Source organism: Micromonospora sp. NPDC048935 (assembly GCF_043197875.1).
GTDB lineage: Bacteria > Actinomycetota > Actinomycetes > Mycobacteriales > Micromonosporaceae > Micromonospora.
Genome location: NZ_JBICTZ010000003.1, coordinates 345,193 through 363,664 on the forward strand (window position 1 = coordinate 345,193; position 18,472 = coordinate 363,664).

19 protein-coding genes are annotated in these 18,472 nt (G+C 72.6%); 8 read left to right on the plus strand and 11 right to left on the minus strand.

Annotated elements, in window-relative coordinates; genetic code table 11:
• Nucleotides 1-29: 29 nt before the first annotated feature.
• Nucleotides 30-1,622 (minus strand): histidine kinase N-terminal domain-containing protein, encoded by a 1,593-nt coding sequence (locus ACGFIW_RS12235; protein ID WP_393313542.1) that lies wholly within the window; start codon nt 1,620-1,622, stop codon nt 30-32.
• 25 nt (nt 1,623-1,647) lie between these two features.
• Entirely contained in the window at nt 1,648-2,679 is a 1,032-nt protein-coding gene (locus ACGFIW_RS12240; RefSeq protein WP_357554952.1) for an SIS domain-containing protein, read from the minus strand.
• Between the two features lie 185 nt (nt 2,680-2,864).
• Here ACGFIW_RS12240 and ACGFIW_RS12245 point away from each other — a divergent pair, with 185 nt between their 5' ends.
• On the plus strand, nt 2,865-4,694 hold the full coding sequence (locus ACGFIW_RS12245) for a tetratricopeptide repeat protein (RefSeq protein WP_393313545.1): 1,830 nt from the start codon (nt 2,865-2,867) through the stop codon (nt 4,692-4,694).
• Between the two features lie 188 nt (nt 4,695-4,882).
• Here ACGFIW_RS12245 and ACGFIW_RS12250 read toward each other — a convergent pair whose 3' ends face one another.
• Nucleotides 4,883-6,469: an MDR family MFS transporter gene (locus ACGFIW_RS12250; protein WP_393313548.1), complete on the minus strand. Its 1,587-nt coding sequence runs from the start codon at nt 6,467-6,469 to the stop codon at nt 4,883-4,885.
• A 112-nt stretch (nt 6,470-6,581) separates the two neighbouring features.
• Between ACGFIW_RS12250 and ACGFIW_RS12255 the strand changes: the two genes are divergently transcribed.
• Nucleotides 6,582-7,157 carry a TetR/AcrR family transcriptional regulator gene (locus ACGFIW_RS12255; protein WP_393313551.1) on the plus strand — a complete coding sequence of 192 codons (576 nt, stop codon included), beginning with the start codon at nt 6,582-6,584 and terminating at the stop codon, nt 7,155-7,157.
• Between the two features lie 37 nt (nt 7,158-7,194).
• Here ACGFIW_RS12255 and ACGFIW_RS12260 read toward each other — a convergent pair whose 3' ends face one another.
• Entirely contained in the window at nt 7,195-7,704 is a 510-nt protein-coding gene (locus tag ACGFIW_RS12260) for a GNAT family N-acetyltransferase (protein ID WP_393313554.1), read from the minus strand.
• Nucleotides 7,701-7,922, minus strand: coding sequence for a biotin/lipoyl-binding carrier protein (locus tag ACGFIW_RS12265; protein WP_357067195.1), 222 nt, complete (start codon nt 7,920-7,922; stop codon nt 7,701-7,703). Before ACGFIW_RS12265 ends, ACGFIW_RS12260 begins: the two co-directional genes overlap by 4 nt.
• A 221-nt stretch (nt 7,923-8,143) precedes the next feature.
• Between ACGFIW_RS12265 and ACGFIW_RS12270 the strand changes: the two genes are divergently transcribed.
• Nucleotides 8,144-8,218, plus strand: coding sequence for a 50S ribosomal protein bL37 (locus ACGFIW_RS12270; RefSeq protein ID WP_369814844.1), 75 nt, complete (start codon nt 8,144-8,146; stop codon nt 8,216-8,218).
• Between the two features lie 119 nt (nt 8,219-8,337).
• Here ACGFIW_RS12270 and rsrA read toward each other — a convergent pair whose 3' ends face one another.
• The 5 genes from rsrA to ACGFIW_RS12295 all read right to left on the minus strand — a co-directional run bounded on the left by rsrA (nt 8,338) and on the right by ACGFIW_RS12295 (nt 11,659).
• A complete protein-coding gene (rsrA, locus tag ACGFIW_RS12275; protein WP_030336658.1) occupies nt 8,338-8,625 on the minus strand; it encodes a mycothiol system anti-sigma-R factor in 288 nt (95 codons plus the stop codon).
• Nucleotide 8,626: 1 nt separating this feature from the next.
• Nucleotides 8,627-9,454 carry a sigma-70 family RNA polymerase sigma factor gene (locus ACGFIW_RS12280; RefSeq protein ID WP_393313557.1) on the minus strand — a complete coding sequence of 276 codons (828 nt, stop codon included), beginning with the start codon at nt 9,452-9,454 and terminating at the stop codon, nt 8,627-8,629.
• 235 nt (nt 9,455-9,689) lie between these two features.
• Nucleotides 9,690-10,307, minus strand: coding sequence for an alpha/beta family hydrolase (locus ACGFIW_RS12285; RefSeq protein WP_393313560.1), 618 nt, complete (start codon nt 10,305-10,307; stop codon nt 9,690-9,692).
• Nucleotides 10,308-10,359: 52 nt separating this feature from the next.
• Entirely contained in the window at nt 10,360-10,752 is a 393-nt protein-coding gene (locus tag ACGFIW_RS12290; protein ID WP_357066666.1) for a WhiB family transcriptional regulator, read from the minus strand.
• 196 nt (nt 10,753-10,948) lie between these two features.
• Nucleotides 10,949-11,659, minus strand: coding sequence for an SOS response-associated peptidase (locus ACGFIW_RS12295; RefSeq protein ID WP_393313563.1), 711 nt, complete (start codon nt 11,657-11,659; stop codon nt 10,949-10,951).
• A gap of 102 nt (nt 11,660-11,761) precedes the next feature.
• Here ACGFIW_RS12295 and aroA point away from each other — a divergent pair, with 102 nt between their 5' ends.
• From aroA to ACGFIW_RS12315, 4 genes are all read left to right on the plus strand, one after another.
• Nucleotides 11,762-13,060, plus strand: a complete 1,299-nt coding sequence (aroA, locus tag ACGFIW_RS12300; RefSeq protein WP_393313566.1) for a 3-phosphoshikimate 1-carboxyvinyltransferase — start codon at nt 11,762-11,764, stop codon at nt 13,058-13,060.
• 155 nt (nt 13,061-13,215) lie between these two features.
• Nucleotides 13,216-14,226 carry a ribosome small subunit-dependent GTPase A gene (gene rsgA / locus ACGFIW_RS12305; protein ID WP_357067193.1) on the plus strand — a complete coding sequence of 337 codons (1,011 nt, stop codon included), beginning with the start codon at nt 13,216-13,218 and terminating at the stop codon, nt 14,224-14,226.
• A gap of 28 nt (nt 14,227-14,254) precedes the next feature.
• Nucleotides 14,255-15,073 (plus strand): histidinol-phosphatase, encoded by an 819-nt coding sequence (hisN, locus tag ACGFIW_RS12310; RefSeq protein ID WP_393313569.1) that lies wholly within the window; start codon nt 14,255-14,257, stop codon nt 15,071-15,073.
• Nucleotides 15,074-15,132: 59 nt separating this feature from the next.
• Nucleotides 15,133-16,056: a hypothetical protein gene (locus ACGFIW_RS12315; RefSeq protein ID WP_393314050.1), complete on the plus strand. Its 924-nt coding sequence runs from the start codon at nt 15,133-15,135 to the stop codon at nt 16,054-16,056.
• Here ACGFIW_RS12315 and ACGFIW_RS12320 read toward each other — a convergent pair.
• Complete coding sequence (locus ACGFIW_RS12320) at nt 16,014-17,213, minus strand: glycosyltransferase (RefSeq protein ID WP_393313572.1); 1,200 nt, start codon at nt 17,211-17,213, stop codon at nt 16,014-16,016. The two genes, ACGFIW_RS12315 and ACGFIW_RS12320, sit on opposite strands and share 43 nt — an antisense overlap.
• Nucleotides 17,214-17,438: 225 nt before the next feature.
• Between ACGFIW_RS12320 and ACGFIW_RS12325 the strand changes: the two genes are divergently transcribed.
• Complete coding sequence (locus tag ACGFIW_RS12325) at nt 17,439-18,437, plus strand: SDR family oxidoreductase (RefSeq protein ID WP_393313575.1); 999 nt, start codon at nt 17,439-17,441, stop codon at nt 18,435-18,437.
• Nucleotides 18,438-18,472: the final 35 nt, after the last annotated feature.

Sequence of the window (18,472 nt, forward strand, 5' to 3'; positions counted from 1 at the left end):
CCCGACCGACCCCGGGCAGGCGAGCCGGCTCAGCCCGGTGAGCGGCCGTCGTGGGCGTTGCGGGCCAGCGGGACGACAAGCACGGCCTCGGTGCCGCCGTTGGCCCCCGCCCGCAGCTCGATGGTGCCGCGCAGCTCACCGGTGACCAGGGCGCGGACGATCTGGAGGCCGAGCCGGCTGCCACGTTCGGCGTCGAAGTCCGGTGGCAGCCCGCGCCCGTTGTCCGTCACCGAGACGTGCAGCATCTTGCGGAACCGGTGCGCCGCGACCACCACCTCCGGCCGGTCCGACGGGTCCACCTCGGCAACGGCGACCGGCACCATGCCCGAGGCGGCGGGTGTCGGAGCGTCCTCCGCCTCGTCGGCCGGCGGGAAGCCGTGCTCGACGGCGTTGAGCAGCAACTCGTTGAGGACCATCACCAGGGAGGTGGCGATCTCCGCCGGCAGCACGCCGAAGCTGCCCCGCCGCCGCATACCGACGCTCACCTCGGTCGCCGCGACCTCGGTCGCCGCGCTGGCCACCCGGTCGACGATGCCGTCGAACTCGACCGCCTCGTCACTGGACATGGAGAGCGTCTCGTGCACCAGGGCGATCGAGGCGACCCGGCGGACCGACTCCTCCAACGCGACCCGGGCCTCCGGCATGGCCACCCGGCGGGCCTGCAACCGCAGCAGTGCGGCAACGGTCTGGAGGTTGTTCTTCACCCGGTGGTGGATCTCCCGGATCGTGGCGTCCTTGGTGATCAGTGCTCGATCCCGACGGCGAACCTCGGTGATGTCCCGGACCAGCACCAGCGCGCCGATCGGCACCCCGGCGGGCATCAGCGGCAGCGCCCGGGTGAGCATCGTGGCACCGCGTGCGTCGATCTCCCGGCGGGGCGGCGCCTCACCGCGCAGCGCGGCCAGGATGCCGTTCGCCGCCTCGGTGCCGTCCAACGGATCGCCGGCGAGCCGGCGGTGCAGCGCGGCCAGGTCCTCGCCCACCAGGTGCGAGGCGTAGCCCAGTCGGCGGTACGCGGACTGCGCGTTCGGGCTGGCGTAGGTGACCTTGCCACCGGCGTCGAGCCGGACCAGGCCGTCGCCGACCCGGGGCGCCGACGTGGTCTCGCCCGGGTGCCGCGGCGGCGGGAACGTGCCGTCCGCGATCATCTGCGCCAGGTCGTCGGCGGTGGTCAGGTAGTTGAGTTCCAGCTGGCTGGGCGTACGGGCGGTGGAGAGGTTGGTGTCCCGACCCACCACGGCGATCACCTCGCCGGCCTCGCCCTCGGCGGTCCGCAGCCGGACCGGGATCGCCTCGTGCCGGGCCGGCACGTCGCCATACCAGACCGGGTCGCCCTCCCGCCAGATCCGACCCTGGGAGTACGCCACTCCCAGGTGGGCCACCTCCGACCCGCCGACGATCCGCCCCACCTGGTCGTCCTGGTAGGCGGTCGGTGCGGTGGTCGGCCGGACCTGGGCGACGCACAGGAACGTGCCGTCGGCGTCGACCGGCACCCAGAGCAGTAGGTCGGCGAAGGACAGATCGGAGAGCAGTTGCCAGTCGCCGGCGATGCGGTGCAGGTGGTCGATGTCGGCCGGACGGAGATGGGTGTGCTCCTCGGCGAGGTCGCGCAGCGTGGACACGGTGACCAGGGTGCCACGCCGTGCCTCACATCGTCGCGGTGACCTTCTTCAAGCCGCGCGGCGCGTCCGGGTCCTCACCCCGGGTGAGCGCCAGGGCCAGCGCCAACCGCTGCAACGGCAGGATGTCCAGGAGTGGGGCGTACCGTTCGTCGACCTCGGGGACGGCCAGCCGGGTGGCACCCGGCACGTCGGCCGAGCCGACCACCACGACGTCGGCGCGGCGCTCACCGAGGCGGGGCAGCACCTCACCCATCGAGCGGCCGCCGGGGCCGGAGCCGACCACGGCGAGCACCGGGACCTCCGGGTCGGTCATCGCGAGCGGGCCGTGCAGCAGGTCGGCGCCGGAGAAGGCGAGCGCCGGCAGGTACGAGGTCTCCATCAGCTTCAGCGCGGCCTCCCGGGCGGTCGGGTAGGCGTACCCCCGGCCGGTGGTGACCAGTTGGCGGGCGAACCGGTAGCGCGGCGCGAGCCGGGCCGGCGTGTCGTCGGCGAGGGTGCGGGCGGCCAGTTCGGGCAGCGCGTCGAGCGCCTCCCGTTCGGCCGCGGGGAGCACGCCGTCACCGGCCCGGATCCCCTCCACGAGCATCAGCAGGGCAAGCAGCTCGGCGGTGTAGGTCTTGGTGGCGGCGACGGCCCGCTCGTGCCCGGCGGCGATGTCGACGCTCAGCTCGGCCACGTCCACCAGCGGCGAGTCCGGCGCGTTGGTCACCGCGAGGGTCAGCGCCCCGGTGGCGCGGGCGGCGCGCAACACCTCGGCCAGGTCGGGCGAGCCGCCGCTCTGGCTGACCCCGACGACGAGCGCGTCGGACAGGTCGGGCCGGGCCCCGAACAGGGTGACCGAGCTGGGCGAGGCGAGCCCGGCGGGCAGGCCGAGCCGGATCTCGGTCAGGTACGCCCCGTAGAGCGCCGCGTGGTCGGAGGTGCCCCGGGCGGTGAAGACCACGTGCCGGGGGCGACGTTCGGCGATGACCGCCGCCACCCGCGCGATCTCGGCGGCGTTGGCGGTCGAGAGCAGGCGGGCGTAGCCAGCGGGCTGCTCGTCGATGTCGGCGGCCATGCCGGCCCCTGCACGTGTCACGGAAACCCCTCCCCTGCGCGGTTGCCGCGCGATTCTTGCTCATTCTTGCACGTTTAACGGTATCTCAGTAATCGAACGAGCAGGAGTGCGCAGATGATCACCAGTTGATCTCAATATCAACTAAGCTGGGCGTGTTGCACCCAGCCCAGCGACGAGAGGACGACGTGCCCGAGGGAACGGACGACCCCGCGCTCTCCGTGACGGAGGAGCTGGCGCTGGCCCGGCTGGCACTCGACGAGGGCGACCTGCACCACGCCGCCGGCCACCTCGCCGGCGCGCTGGCGCGGGCCCCCACCCTCCCGGAGGTGCACGAGACACTGGCCCGGCTCGCCGCGACGAGCGGCGGCGGGCTCGACCTCTTCCCGATCAACCACCACACCTTCGTGGGCGCGGTCGTCGCCCGCGCCCATCTGCTCGCCACCGCCGGCCGTCCCGCCGAAGGGCTGGAGCTGCTGGCCGCGGCGACCACGTACGCACCCGGCACCGACTGGGCCGGGGTGCCCTGGGTCACCGCGCCCGAGCTGGCCGAACGGCTGAACCCGGAGCACATCGCCCGCGTCCTCATGCAGGTCTGCGCCGCGCTGCCCGACCCGGTGCCGCGGGTCGACCGGGGCGCCCTCACGCCGTACCTCACGCTGGCCCGCAACGCGGTCACCGTCCACCCCGAGCACGGCCTGCTGCTCGGTGCGGCGTCCGCGCTGGCCCGGCGTCTCGGCGAAGCCACGCTGGCCGTGCGCTGGGCCACCCGAGGGGTACGCGCACAACCCTCGAAGATGGGCGAGGTCTGGCTCGGGTACGCGTACCGCAGCGTGGGCCGGACCCGCGACGGCCTGGCCGCCCTCGGTCGTGCCGTCGAGCTGGACCCCGACGACCTGGCGATCTACGCGGACATCGCCGGCACCCTGGCCGACATCGGCCGCCTCGACGAGGCACTGGAGTGGACCGAGCGGGCGCTGGCGCGCGACCCGTCGTTCGACTGCGCGGTGCACACCGCCCACCGGCTACGGCACCTGCGCGACGGCGACCTGGCCCACCTGGTCGCGCTCGCCGACTTCGTCCGCGACCACCCCGACGACAGCCACGAGCATGGTGACCTGGCCCAGTGCTGCCGGGGCCGGCCGTGGCTCGGCCAACTGACCCCGGCCGGCGGCCCACTTGTCGACGCGATGCGCCAGGCGGTGGCCGATGACGACAACGGCTCGGGCAACGCCGTACGCCTGGCCGCCGCAGCCCCGCCGAGTGCCGTGCGAACGGCGACGTCCACCGCCCCCGGGCTGCGGATCGACGTCGTGGGCACGCCCGATCCGGACCCGCGCGAGCCCCGGCGGGCGTCCGCCCAGCGGTTGTGGCACTACGCGGAGAACGTTCCCACGCCCGCGCTGCCGGCGCCCTCGGCGACGGCTGTCGAACGGATCGGCCAGCTCGCCCACCCGGCGTGGCCGCACCCACCGGCGGCGTACGACGCGGCGGTGGGCCTCGCCGGTCTCGACGTGGCGGACCTGCTCGGCCTGCTGGTGCACCCGCCGGCGGCGCCGGCCAACGCGGTGGGTCGGCTGCTTGCCGCCCACGACCCGTCGATCTGGGTGCGTGGCGTGCAGGTGTGGGCGTGCCTGGGGCTGCTGCACCACCGCACCGACGAGCCGTGGGAGGGTTCGACCCGCCGCCGCGTACTGCTCGACCTGATCTGGGACGTCGAGGACTGGGTCACCGAGGCGGCGTTGTTCGCCCTGGTCACGGCCGCCTGGGTGGACCCGTCGGTGCGGTCGGACGTGGCGCGGGTGGTGGCGGAGCGGCTCGCCGACGCGGCTGCCGTCGCGCGGGCCCGACCGGTCCCGATCGCCGTCTCGCTGGCCCACCTGGCGCTCGCCGTCCCGGAGCTGGACAAGGCCACCGCGGCGCTGGCCACCCAACTACTCGGCACGCGACCCGCCACCCTCCCCCGCCCCCGCAACCCCCTACGCCGCCTCTGGCAACACCTAACGCGCCGCACCTAACCGCCCCCACCCCGCCCCACCCCGGCCCGGCCCGGCCCGGCCCGGCGATCTTGCACTTTCTGTCGCCGTTTTGTCGGGAACAGGGGATTATGTCGGGGCAGAAAGTGCAAGATCGCGGGGAAACAGCGCGGGAAGCAGCGCGCCGCGCCGGCCCGGCAGGGCTGGCGCGGCGCGGGGATGGGTGCGGGTCAGGCGACCGGGGCCGCCTTGCCGAGGGCAACCTCGGCGTCCTCTTCCGGAGTGGCCTGCGGCGGCGCCTCGTTGGCGGTACGCAGCGGGATCTCCTTGATGAACCAGGCGAGCACCGGGATCACGATGGTGAACAGCACCGCCCACAGGAAGACGTGTGAGATCGCGTCGGAGAGACCGCCGAGCACCGCCTCACGCGCCTGGGCCGGCAGTTGCTTGAGCTTCTCCAGGTCCATGCTGCCACCGGACTCGCCACCGAAGGCCGCGCCCGCGGCGGAGTCGGCCAGCCGGTTGGCGAAGATCGCGCCGAACAGCGAGATGCCGAACGAGCCGCCGATCGACCGGAAGAACGTCGCCGCGCCGCTCGCCGCGCCGAGATCCTTCTGCTCGACGCTGTTCTGGGCGATCAGCATCGACGTCTGCATCAGGAAGCCCATGCCGACGCCGAGCACGACCATGTACAGCGAGGACGTCAGCTTGCTGGTGTTGGTGTCGAGCATGGACAGCAGCGCCATGCCCGCGGTCATCACGACGCCACCGATGATCGGGTACGCCCGGTACTTGCCGTTCTTGGTGATCGCCCGGCCGATGACGAGCGAGACGACGAGCATGCCGAACATCAGGGGCAGCAGCAGCAGACCACTGTTGGTCGCCGACGCCCCCTGCACGGTCTGCTGGTAGAGCGGCAGGAAGTTCATCGCGCCGAACATCGCGAAGCCGAGCAGGAAGCCGATCACCGAGATCAGCGCGAAGTTGCGGTTGGCGAAGAGCGCCAACGGCAGGATCGGCTCCTGGACCCGGCGCTCCACCAGGCCGAACGCCACAAGCGCGAGCACGCCCAGCACGGCCAGGCCGAGGATCTGCGGCGACGTCCAGTCGTACTCGTTGCCACCCCAGGTGGTGATGAGCACGATCGCGGTGATGCCGACCGAGAGCAGCCCGGCGCCGAGCCAGTCGATCCGGTGCTCGGTACGGTACTTCGGCAGGTGCATCGTGCTGATCAGTACGAGCAGTGCGATCCCACCCAGCGGCAGGTTCACGTAGAACGCCCACCGCCAGGACAGGTGGTCGGTGATGAAGCCACCGGCCAGCGGGCCGGCGACCATGGCGATGGCCATGATGCCGGCGATCATGCCCTGGTAGCGCCCACGCTCGCGGGGCGGGACCAGGTCACCGATGATCGCCATCACGCCGACCATGAGCCCACCGGCGCCGAGGCCCTGCACGGCACGGAAGGCGATGAGCTGGACCATGCCGTCCTGCGGGCCGCCGAGCATCGCGGAGCCGGCCATGCCACAGAGGGCGGAGCCCACGAGGAAGGTGACCACCGAGGTCAGGAAGACCGACTTGCGGCCGTAGAGGTCACCGAGCTTGCCCCAGATCGGGGTCGAGACGGTGGTGCCCAGAACGTACGCGGTAACCACCCAGGTGAAGTGGTTGAGGCCGCCGAACTCGCCGACGATCCGCGGCAGCGCGGTGCTGACGATCATGTTGTCGAGCATCGCGAGCATCATCGCGATCATCAGCCCGAACAGCACGACCCGGATGTTGTTGGGTCGCACGCCGGCCTGGGTTGCCTGAGTCATGGGTAAGCTCCCCCTGAGAATTGCCATACTTACTTGCCGCCCGGCTAGTCACCTTACTAGCCGCACGGTAAGTTCGGTAGGAAGTACCGGTCAAGTCAATTGGGGGGCGTGGGTGAGGGAGAGCACAGGCGGGACGCGAGAGCGGATCAAGGCCGTCGCGCTCGAGCTCTTCACCGAGCAGGGGTACGAGAAGACCTCGCTACGGGAGATCGCCGAGCGCCTCAATGTCACCAAGGCCGCGCTCTACTACCACTTCAAGAGCAAGGATGACATCGTCGCCAGCTTCGTCGAGGACCGGCTGGAGGGGATGGATGCGCTGATCGCCTGGGCCGCCACCCAGCCCGCCACCCTGGACACCCGGCGCGAGTTGATCTCCCGGTACGCAGACACGATGTTCGACGGGACCCAGCCGTCGGTGATGCGCTTCTTCGAGCAGAACCAGACCGCGCTCAAGAGCCTCTCCGCCGGCCAACAGATGCGCGGTCGGATGTTGGAGCTGGCCGACGCGCTCTGCCGGGGCGACGACTCCCCCGCCGCCCAACTTCGCGCCGCGCTGTCGATCTTCGCGGTGCACACGAGCTGGTTCGCCGTCCGCGCGCCGCTCATCAGCGACGACGAACGCCGCAAGCTCGCCCTGGAGGTGGCCGACGAGCTGCTGGCCGCCATCGGCACGCAGCACGACACCTGATCCGGGCGGTCACGGCCCGGACCCGCCGGTCGGCGGCTCAGCCGCGCGTCAACTCCAGGCGCAGGCCGAGTAGCTGCACGCCCGGCGTCGGCGCCCAGTCCTTCTCCGGCGCGCGGACGAACCCACGCCGCTCGTAGAGCCGGTGCGCCGGATCGGCCATTCCGGCGCGTACGCAGATCACCACCGCCGTGCAACCCAACTCGGTCGCACGGGCGACACACGCCTCGACCAGGGCGGCACCGACGCCCCGCCCCTGTGCGCCCGGGTCGACCGCGAGCATCCGGAACTCCGCCTCGCCCGGCCCGCACAGCTCGGCGAACGGGGTGCCCGGCAGCGCGAAGGTCACCGAGCCGAGCACCGCACCGGTCGCCTCGTCGACCGCGACAAGCACCTCGCCGCTTTCGGCCCGGGTCGACACGTCGACAAGCACCTCGGCATACCAGTGCTCGTCCTTGAGCTGGCCGTCCGCCTCGTACGCGGCAACGGTCAGCCGGGCCACCGCCGGGAAGTCGGCCGGCTCGGCCGGACGGACCCGCACCCCGGTCAAGCAATCACCGCGATGAGATCGCCGTCCTGCACGACGTCGCCCTCGTGGACCACGAGCTGCTCAAGCACACCGTCGGACTCGGCGACGACCGGGATCTCCATCTTCATCGACTCGAGGATCACCAGGGTGTCGCCCTCGGTCACCGTGTCACCCGCCGTGGCGACGACCTTCCAGACGTTCGCCACCATCTCGGCGCGGATCTCCTCGGCCATGTCCAGGCCCTCCCTTTTCGCGATGTGCCTGCCGACGTATCCAATCATGCGGCCACCGCCCCCGGGTGCGCAGCGGCCCGGTCCGGATGGCGCACCCGCCCTGGGGAAGGCGACGGGTGCCGACCGCACTACCATCAGCGGGTCGGACCCGTTGCCGGGCCGCCGGTGGGTGCACCGGCGCCGAGGTCGTGGGCAGCACGGATCCGCCCCAACACGAGGAGGTCAGCATGGCGAAGAAGTCCCGGAAGAAGAAGGCTCGTAAGAAGAGCGCCGCGAACCACGGCAAGCGTCCCAACTCCTGAACGGGTCGACGGGCCGGCGGCCCGTCGCCGATCAGCTGGACCCGGCCGACGCCGGACACACCGGTGGCCCGGGTCGACATCGACCCGGGCCACCGGTCTTGACGCTGTCGTGCCGACTCTCAGTCGGCCAGCTCACGGGAGTCGCTGGTCTCGAAGACCACCAGCTCGGTCAGCTTGACCCGCAGGCGCTCGCGCAGCTCGTCCGGTGCGGTCTCGTTGCCGCAGCAACGAGCGACCAACGCCCGCACCTCCTGCTCCAGCCCGTACTCGCGCAGGCAGGGCCCGCACTCGTCCAGGTGGTGCCGGATCAGCGAGCGCCGCTCGTCGGCGCACTCGAGATCCAGGTAGAGGTAGACCTCCGCGAGCACCTCGCGGCAATCCGTCTCGTGCGGCTCCCCACAGCTCACGTCACACCTCCCGGCCGGCGGCGGCGGTCGAGCCCTTCGACGAGCGGGCCGCGCTGAAGCCCCGCTCCCCGGCGTAGCGCTCAAGCAACTTGCGCAGATTACGACGCCCCCGGTGCAGACGCGACATCACCGTGCCGATCGGCGTGCCCATGATGTCCGCGACCTCCTTGTACGAGAAGCCCTCGACATCGGTCAGGTAGACGGCCAGCCGGAACTCCTCCGGCAACTGCTGGAGGGCTTCCTTGACGTCGCTGTCCGGCAGGCGGTCCAGTGCCTCGGTCTCGGCCGATCGCAACCCACTGGAGGTGTGCGACTCGGCCTCGGCGAGCTGCCAGTCGGTGATCTCCTCGGTGGGCGCCTGGATCGGCTGGCGCTGCCGCTTGCGGTAGGAGTTGATGTAGGTGTTGGTCAGGATCCGGTAGAGCCAGGCCTTCAGGTTCGTGCCCTGCTCAAACTGGTGGAAGGCCGCGTACGCCTTCAGGTAGGTCTCCTGGACCAGGTCCTCGGCATCCGCCGGGTTGCGCGTCATCCGCAGCCCAGCAGCGTAGAGCTGATCGACGAATGGCATCGCGTCCCGCTCGAATCGGGCCCTGCGCTCGTCCGTCTTCTCGGTGGTCAACCGCACATCCCCTCGCGTCGGATGCTTTCCCGCCGAGGATACGCGCACGGCCCTGCCCGCAGATCCACTTCCGGCCGGTGTGCCCGTGCTCACCGCCGCACGCACCCCACCCGGTCCCGCCGTCGCGGGCCACTCCGGGCCATCCAGCAGCCGCTTCAGCTGCCGGGCGTCCCGTTCGTCCCGTTCCAGGCTTCGCGTCTCGGTTGGCACCGGTCACCCCCCTCGCAGAAAACTCGTCCGGGGTTAGTAACGCGAGATGACCACCGGGGCATTCCGGCTGACCTCCCGTTCCTGGTCCCGGCCCCGACGGCGGCCGGCGCTGGGACCAGGAAGGGCCTGGGAGGGTTGGTGTCCCCGGTCCGGATCGGGCCGGCGGCACCATCGGATGCAACGACCCGTGCCCGGCACCGGAAACGGTCGTCCGGGCGCGCCGGGGTCGGCCGGATCAGTGGGGTGCCCAGCCCTGTGCACCCAGCCAGGCCCGGACGACGGCGGCGGTGCCGGCCGGATCCCGCCGCAGGTCGTGCGTCTCCCCGGGACGGGTGACCACCTGCACTGCCGGCCCCGGCTCCGGTGTCCCGAACGGGTCCCGGTCGCCGTTGACGACAAGCGTCGGCAGGCCGGTGGCCAGTTCGGCGGCGCGCGAGCGCTCCGGCCGCCCGGGTGGGTGCAGCGGGAAGGCCAACGCGACCACGCCTGCCGCTCCCACCGCACGGGCCGTGCGGCAGGCCACCCGAGCGCCGCTGGAACGGCCGCCGACCAGGACCGTCGGCACGTCGGCGTGCCTCGCCCGCAGCACGGCGAGCACCGCCGTCCATGCCTCGTCGAGATGACCCGCCGGTGCCGGCGCACGTCGACCGGCGACCCGGTAGGGCTGGGTCACCCGGACCACCGCCAGGCCGGCCGCGACCGAGGCGTCCCGGACCGCGAGCAGGTCAGGGGCGTCGACGCTGCCGCCCGCGCCGTGCCCGAGCACGAGCAGCGCGGTGGCCCGGCGGGTCGGCAGGTCGGTGTCGATCCGCGCCGAACCGCGCGGAGTGTCGATCTCGTCGCTGGGCAGCACCGACCCATTCTGCGCCGCCGGACCGGTGGCGGGTGCGGGCCGGGTGCGCTGATCAGCTCAACGGGACCAGGGTGAGCAGGCGATCCCGCACCGGCGGGCCGGCATCGTCGACGGCGTCCGGGTCCGGATCGACCTCGCCACGCCAGGCGACGAGCATCGCCCGCCGTTCGCGGGGCGTGGTGGCGCCCCACACGCCGTGGCAGTCACCCACGTCGAGGGCCCACGCCAAACAGGACCCCTGCACGTCGCAACTGCGGCAAAGCGCGACGGCGGCGTCCGCCGGCTCGTTCGGTGCCGGAAAGAACGTCTCCGGATCGACGCTCTGACAGGTGCCTCTGGTGCGCCACGCGTCGTCCTGTCGTCGGTCCCGCACGGCCCGCAGCAGTCGCGGGTCTCGCCGCGCCGCAGCCACCTCGTGCGGGCGAGGCATACGCGCCCGTGTCATCCACCCACCTCCCCCGTGGGACCGGCAAGATCGGAGGACGTCGTCCGCCCCGTGCGGATCGACGGCCACTACCGGCGCTGTGTTCTATCGCACTTCGCAACACCGGGACAAGGGCTTGCCGGGAACATGACTGAACAGCCGGGAGACGAATCGCGCGCAACCCTGGCAAATCGGTGCCTGACGATGCGCGCCGATCTCAGAACAGGGTCAGCTCCTGCGGCGTCACCGTCGGCGCCACCGACACCCGGGCGGTCAACTGCGGTCCGTCATTGCGGACGTCGCCCACCGCGGCCCCGACCGGGCGGATCTCCAGACCGGCGAGCCACTCCGCCGACGCCGGCACGAGCAGCCGCTCCGGCTCGTCGGTCGGCGCCAGCCACGACGACCACCGCTCGGGCGGCAGCAGCACCGGCATCCGGTCGTGCACCTCGGCCAGGTCGCCGAGCGCCGCGGTGGTCAGCACGCTGAAGGTGAGCCGGGTTTCGGCCTCGGACTCCCAGACCGACCAGATGCCGGCCAGCGCGAGCACCGAGCCGTCGCGGGGGGTCATGAAATAGGGCTGCCGCCCGCCGTCGGGCCGACGGACCCACTCGTACCAGCCGTCGGCCGGGACCAGGCAGCGCCGCCGGGAGAACGACCCGGCGTACGCCCTGCTGGTGGCCACCGTCTCCGCCCGCGCGTTGATCATGCGAGCTGCCCCGGCGGGCGACCGGGACCAGTGCGGCAGCAGACCCCAGCGACCGACACACAGGCTGCGGTGCCCCTCGGGGCTGACCCGGACCAGCGGCACCGGGTCGGTCGGCGCGACGTTGTGGTCCGGTCGGAGCGGGCCGTCGGTGTCGTCGGACGACTCGAACAACGCGCTCAGCTCGCCGGAGCTCCGGGTCGTCGCGTACCTGCCGCACATGGGCCACACGCTAACGCGTCGGAGCCCTGTCGGCTGTCCCGCCAACCGGGAGTACGACCACCGCCTCCCGCCACCGACCAGCCGACGCGGCAGAATGTAACCGTGGGGAATCTGACCGCGACCCGGCCGCCACAGCCGTGGACCGCACCTACCGCATCCGACCCGGTGTCGACGACGCTGCGCCTGCCCGGTTCCAAATCGATGACCGCACGCGCCCTGGTGCTCAGCGCGCTGGCCGCCGGGCCGTCGACGCTGTCCCGGCCGCTGCGCGCCCGGGACACCGAGTTGATGGCCGCCGGTCTGCGCGCGATGGGCGCCCACGTGTCGATCAGCGACGACGAGCGCTGGCTGGTCCGGCCGCACCCGCTGGCCGGCCCCGCACACGTCGACGTGGGGCTGGCCGGCACGGTGATGCGGTTCGTGCCACCGGTGGCGGGCCTCGCCGATGGGCAGGTCACCTTCGACGGCGACCCGTACGTCCGCACCCGGCCGCTCGGCCCGCTGGTCGGCGCACTGCGTTCGCTGGGCGTCCGGATCGACGTCACCGGCACCGGCAGCCTGCCGCTGACCGTGCTCGGCACCGGCCGGGTCACCGGGGGCGAGGTGGTGATCGACGCGTCCGTGTCCAGCCAGTTCGTCTCCGCGCTGTTGCTGGCCGCACCGCGCTTCGACAGGGGTGTGGTGGTCCGCCACGTCGGGCCGCCGGTGCCCTCCGCGCCGCACCTGCGGATGACGGTGCGGATGCTGCGGGCCGCCGGTGCGGCGGTCGACGACAGCACCCCCGACGTCTGGGCCGTCGAGCCCGGCCCGCTCACCGGCCGCGGCTGGGACATCGAACCAGACCTCTCCGGCGCCGTGCCGTTCTTCGCCGCCGCCCTGGTCACCGGTGGCGAGGTGACCCTCCAGGGTTGGCCGCACAGCAGCGCCCAGCCGGTCGAGCAGCTCCGCTCGCTGCTGCAGCGGATGGGCGGCGAGGTCACCCTCTCCACCAACGGGCTGACCGTGCGCGGCACCGGCGTGGTGCACGGCCTGACCGCCGACCTCTCCGACGTCAGCGAGCTGACCCCGGCGCTGACCGCGTTGGCCATGCTCGCCGACTCGCCGTCGGTGTTCACCGGCGTCGGGCACATCCGCGGCCACGAGACCGACCGGCTGGCCGCGCTCGCGCGCGAGTTCAGCGCGCTCGGGGCGGACGTCACCGAGGCACCGGACGGGCTGGAGATCCGGCCCCGCCCGCTGCGCGGCGGGGTGTTCCACACCTACCACGACCACCGGATGGCGCACGCCGCCGCGGTGGCCGGGCTCGCCGTTCCCGGCATCGAGGTCGACGACGTGGGGTGTACCTCCAAGACCATGCCCGAGTTCCCGGCACTATGGTCAGCGATGGTGACGGGCAAGTGAGCGTCGGGGTTTCCGGACGGCTCACTTGAGCTGACGCGAGAAGGGGACAGGTCCTGGCGACCAAACGGCGGGAGTACGACGAGGACGACGTACGGGTCCGGCCCGGGAAGTCGTCGCGCCCGCGTACGCGCACCCGACCCCAGCACAGTGACGCGGTGGACGGCTTCGTCATCGCCGTCGACCGGGGGCGCTACCAGTGTGTGCTGGCCGGTGCCGAGCGCGGCGTGGTCGGGGCCGAGCTGCCCACGGTGACCGCGATGCGGGCCCGCGAGCTGGGCCGCAAGTCGGTGGTGGTGGGCGACCGGGTCAGCCTGGTCGGGGACACGTCCGGGGCGGAGGGCGCTCTCGCCCGCATCGTCCGGATCGCCGAGCGCCGCTCGGTGCTGCGCCGCACCGCCGACGACGACGAGACCACCGCCGAAGGCCGGCTGGAACGGGTGGTGGTGGCCAACGCCGACCAGTTGGTGATCGTCAGCGCGCTGGCCGACCCGCCGCCGCGCACCGGGTTCATCGACCGCTGCCTGGTGGCCGCGTACGACGCGGACGTCGAGCCGCTGCTCTGCCTCACCAAGGCCGACCTGGCCGGGCCGGAAGAGGTGCTCGGCTACTACACCGAGCTGGAGCTGCCGTACGTGCTCAACCGTCCCGACGCCGACCTGGGCGCGCTGCGTGCGTTGCTGAGCGGCAAGGTGTCGGTGCTGGTCGGCCACTCCGGGGTGGGCAAGTCGACACTCGTCAACCGCCTCGTCCCGGACGCGCTGCGTGCGGTGGGCGTGGTCAGCGCGATCGGCCGTGGCCGGCACACCTCCACCAGCGCGGTGGCGCTGCGGTTGCCGCCGGTGCCCGGCGTCGACACCGATCCCGGTTGGATCATCGACACTCCCGGAATCCGCAGTTTCGGGCTGGCGCACGTCTCGGCCGACAGCCTGTTGCACGGCTTCCCCGACCTGGTCGAGGGCACCGTCGACTGCCCGCCCAACTGTCAGCACACGGCCGACGAGGCCGCCTGCGGGCTGGACGCCTGGGTGGCCGCCGGTAAGGCCGACCCACGCCGGTTGGCCTCGTACCGCCGGTTGCTCGCCTCGCGTGCCGGCGAGGGCGACTCGCGCGGCGAGAGTGACCAGCGGGGGCCCGGCGAGGGTGACCGGCGCGGCCCCGACGAGTGACCAGTCGGGCGTCGGCTAGGTTGCCGGCATGACCGGGTACGCCGACGACCTCGCCCTCGCCCACCTGCTCGCCGACCGGGCCGACGCCATCTCCACGGCCCGGTTCCGCGCGCTCGACCTGCGGGTGGAGACGAAGCCCGACCTGACCCCCGTCTCGGACGCGGACACCGCCGTCGAGCGGGAGATCCGCGCCCTGCTGGCCGAGCACCGGCCGACCGACGGGCTGCTCGGCGAGGAGTACGGCGCCGAGCCGGCCAGCGACCCGGACGGTCGCCGCTGGATCATCGACCCGATCGACGGCACCAAGAACTTCGTCCGTGGCGTGCCGGTCTGGGGCACCCTGATCGCGCTCTACGACGGTGACCTGCCGGCGGTCGGTGTGGTGTCCGCACCGGCGCTGGGCCGGCGCTGGTGGGCCAGCGCGGGAGCGGGCGCGTACGCCGGTCCCGGCGCGGCCACCGGCGAGCGGATCGGGGTGTCCGCGGTGCGCGACATCGCGGACGCCAGCCTCTGCTACTCGTCACTGGACGGGTGGGAGCGCGCCGGTCGGCTCGACGCGATGCTCGACCTGATGCGGGCCGGTTGGCGCAGCCGGGCGTACGGCGACTTCTACGGCTACATGCTGCTGGCCGAGGGCGCACTGGACGTGATGGCCGAGCCGGAGTTGTCGCTGTGGGACGTGGCGGCGTTGGTGCCGATCATCACGGAGGCGGGTGGCACGGTCACGGATCTGGGCGGTCACCCGTCCCCGACCGGCGAGCCGGGCACCGACAGCAGCGTGGTGGCCACCAACGGTGTGCTGCACGCCGACATCCTCGCCCGGCTCGATCGTCCAGCCGAGCGCTGACCGTCGCCAACCTCTATCCTCGCCAGGTGGTCTCCTCCGGCTGGTGCTTCCTCGCGGCGATGATCGTCGCGTACGGCTTCGCCAACCTGCTCCAGTCGGTGGCCGCGGCCCGCACCACGGTCCACCACACCTTCGACCCGGGCCTGCTGCTGCGTCTCGCCGGGCACCGGACGTACCTGGTCGGCCTGGGCTGCCAGATCGGCGGGTTCGTGCTCGCCTTCCTGGCCCGACGCGACCTGCCGCTGTTCCTGGTGCAGGCGAGCGTCGCGGCCGGGCTCGGGGTGACCGCCATCCTCGGCGTGCTGGTGCTGAAGTGGCGGCTGCCGGTGGCGGAGGTGGTGCTGTTGGCCCTGCTCTTCGCCGGGATCACCGCCCTGGTGCTGGCCGCCCGCCCGGCGCCGTCGAAGCAGCTCGGCACCGCCGGCTCGATCGCCCTGCTGGTGGCGCTCGGTGTCATCGCGGTGCTCGGGGTCTTCGCCGTCCGACTGCACGGGGCGCCGGGCTCGGTGGCCCTCGGCTCGCTGGCCGGGTTGGCGTTCAGCTCCGCGGCGGTCGCCGCCCGGCCACTGGCATCCGCGTCGTCCGCCGAGGCGTTCCTCTCGCACCCGCTGTTCTACCTGCTGATCGCCCACTCGATCGTCGGTCAGCTCCTGCTCGGGCTGGCCATGCAGCGCGGTTCGACGACCGCCGCGGTCGCCGCGATGGACGCCGCCGGCGCGGTGCCGGCCGCGATCGTCGGTCTGCTACTGCTCAACGACAAGATCTGGCCGGGGCGGGAGTGGTTGGCCGCGGCCGGTTTCCTGGTCACCCTGGCCGCGGTGATCGGCCTGACCCGCTACGCCGAGCCGCAGCAGCAGCGCGCGATGGCACACCGACGCGACCGGGCCGCTGCCGTCGTCGGGCGGTCCGGCCGAGACACCGGGCCGCCCGACCGGCCAGCTCAGGCCTCGACCGGCTTACGTCGACTCACCACCCGCTCGTAGAGGCGCTCCAACGCACCGGCGGTGCGCTCCCACGTGTAGCTGCTGCGCACCCGGTCCACCGCGGCGTGCCCGTACGCGAACCGGCCGGCGTTGTCGGCGAGGAGCCGGCGCAGCGAGACTCCGAGCGCCCGTACGTCGCCGGGGGGCACCAGGCGGCCGGTGACCTCGTCGACGACGGCGTCCGCCAGGCCACCCATCGCGTAGCCGATCACCGGCACACCGCAGGCCATCGCCTCCAGCGAGACCCGTCCGGCGGAGGAGTAGTGCGGCGTGCAGGCGACCACGTCCGCCGAGCGGTACCAGGTGGCCATCTGGTCGTGCGGCACCGCGCCGACGAGTCGTACCTGGTCGACGACGCCGACCTGCTCGGCCAGCTCGCGCAGCCGCCGTGCCTCGGCGTGGTTGGCCAGTTGGTCGGCCGGCGGGCCACCGGCGATCACCAGCTCGGCGTCACCGACCAGTCGCATGGCCCGGATCAGGTCCTCCTGGCCGTGCCCGGCGGCCAGCGAGCCTACCGACAGGATCCGGGCGCGCTGCTCGCGCGGTGCCGCCTCGCCATCGGGTTGGAACTGCTCGATGTCCACCCCGGCCGGCACCAACGCGACCGAGCTGCGTTGCAGACCCATCCGGGTCAGCTCGTCGACCTCGTCGTTCGACTGGGCGACGGCGATGTCGACAGCCCGGGTCAGCGCGCGTTCCAGCGTGATCCGCTCCCCCGGCCCGTCGTAGTGGCCGCCCAGGTGGCGTAGCTGCTCGACGCCGAGCGAGTGGAACGTCTGCACCACCGGGATGTCGGTCTCCCGAACGGCGTGCGCGGCGGCCAGGCCACCGACCCAGTAGTGCCCGTGCACCACCTCGGGCCGCCAGGCGCCGGACCACTGCTCGGCCAACCAGCGACCGCACTCGGTCACGTACGGGATGAGCTCGGCGGTGGGTAGTGGGGTGGGCGGGCCGGCCGGCACCTGGTGCACCTGGTAGCCGTCGATGTCGGCGACCGCCGGCAGTCCCGGGGCATCCCGGCGGTCGTAGAGCCGGACGTCATGGCCTCGCTCGGCCAACTCGGCGGCGACCCGTGCGATGTGCTGGCGGGTGCCGACCGGTGGGCCGTCGGCGTGGCGGTACGAGCTGGCGTGCGCGCAGACGAGGCCGACGCGCATGGGTCACCTCCCTGCGATCTTTCCTCGGCGGTGGTCCTCCCGTTTCAGAGCGTCCCATTAACCTCGGGGGCCCGAGTCGAAACCTGGCAGATCGGAACAGGTCCCCGCGAGTGCCACCGACGCTTGCGCAACGACAATCACAATGATCACGTCACCGGGCCGGATTGCGAAGATCGACAATGGGTACGTTGCATGACCAGGCCCGGGTGGGGGTACCGCTGAGGAATGCCGCTGACCCGCAGCCTCGACGATTCGACCGTGGTGATCACTGGCGCGTCCAGCGGGATCGGCACGGCGACCGCGTACGCGCTGGCCCGCCGGGGTGCGTCCGTCGTGCTTGCCGCCCGCAGCGAGGCGGCCCTCCGACAGGTCGCGCTGCACTGCGCCGAGTTGGGCGGTCAGGCGCTCGTCGTGCCGACCGACGTGACCGACCTGGAGTCGGTGCGACGGCTGGCCGACCGGGCGGCGGCCGAGTTCGGCCGGATCGACGCCTGGGTGAACAACGCGGCGGTGAGCGCGGTGGGTCTGTTCGACGAGATCCCGGTCGCCGAGTTCCGCCGGGTGCTGGAGGTCAACCTGCTCGGCGCGGTGCACGGCATCAAGGCCGCGCTGCCGCACCTGAGCGCGGCCGGCGGCGGCGTGCTCGTCAACAACGCCTCGGTGCTGGCCGAGGTGGCCATGCCGTACCAGTCGGCGTACAACGCCACCAAGCACGGCATCCGCGGGCTGGCCGACACGGTTCGACAGGAGCTGCGGGTCACCGGTCGCGGTCAGATCTCCGTCTGCACCGTGCTGCCGGCCACCATCGACACCCCCTTCTTCCGGCACGCGGCCAACCACACCGGCCGCGAACTGGTGCCACCACCCCCGATCTATCCGCCGGAGGTGGTCGCCGAGACCATCGTGCGGCTGCTGCGCCGGCCCCGCCGCGAGGCGTACGCCGGCGGGGCGGCCCGCCTGCTCGGCCTCCAGTGGCGGATGGCGCCCGCGCTGGTGGAGCGCACCCTCGGCTGGTACGCCCAGCGCACCCAGTTCGGCCCGGGGGCGCGGATGGACAGCAGCGGCAACGTCTTCCACGCCGACGCACAGGCCCGGCGGGACGGCGGCTGGCACGGTCGGCGGCGTCAGTTGGTGCGGATGACCGCCGCGCTCGGCCTGGCCGCGGCCGGCACCGCGGTCGGCACGATGGCGGCGATCAACCGCCGTTCCCGGTTGGACCGCTGATGACCGGCATTGACCGCCCGAATGCGCGAACCGTC

Coding starts and splice junctions, on each gene's coding strand:
- ACGFIW_RS12240 (WP_357554952.1), bottom strand. CDS start 2,679: ATGGCCGCCGACATCGACGAGCAGCCCGCTGGCTACGCCCGCCTGCTC.
- ACGFIW_RS12250 (WP_393313548.1), bottom strand. CDS start 6,469: ATGACTCAGGCAACCCAGGCCGGCGTGCGACCCAACAACATCCGGGTC.
- ACGFIW_RS12290 (WP_357066666.1), bottom strand. CDS start 10,752: ATGACACGGGCGCGTATGCCTCGCCCGCACGAGGTGGCTGCGGCGCGG.
- ACGFIW_RS12295 (WP_393313563.1), bottom strand. CDS start 11,659: ATGTGCGGCAGGTACGCGACGACCCGGAGCTCCGGCGAGCTGAGCGCG.
- hisN (WP_393313569.1), top strand. CDS start 14,255: ATGACCGGGTACGCCGACGACCTCGCCCTCGCCCACCTGCTCGCCGAC.
- ACGFIW_RS12315 (WP_393314050.1), top strand. CDS start 15,133: ATGATCGTCGCGTACGGCTTCGCCAACCTGCTCCAGTCGGTGGCCGCG.
- ACGFIW_RS12320 (WP_393313572.1), bottom strand. CDS start 17,213: ATGCGCGTCGGCCTCGTCTGCGCGCACGCCAGCTCGTACCGCCACGCC.
- ACGFIW_RS12325 (WP_393313575.1), top strand. CDS start 17,439: ATGCCGCTGACCCGCAGCCTCGACGATTCGACCGTGGTGATCACTGGC.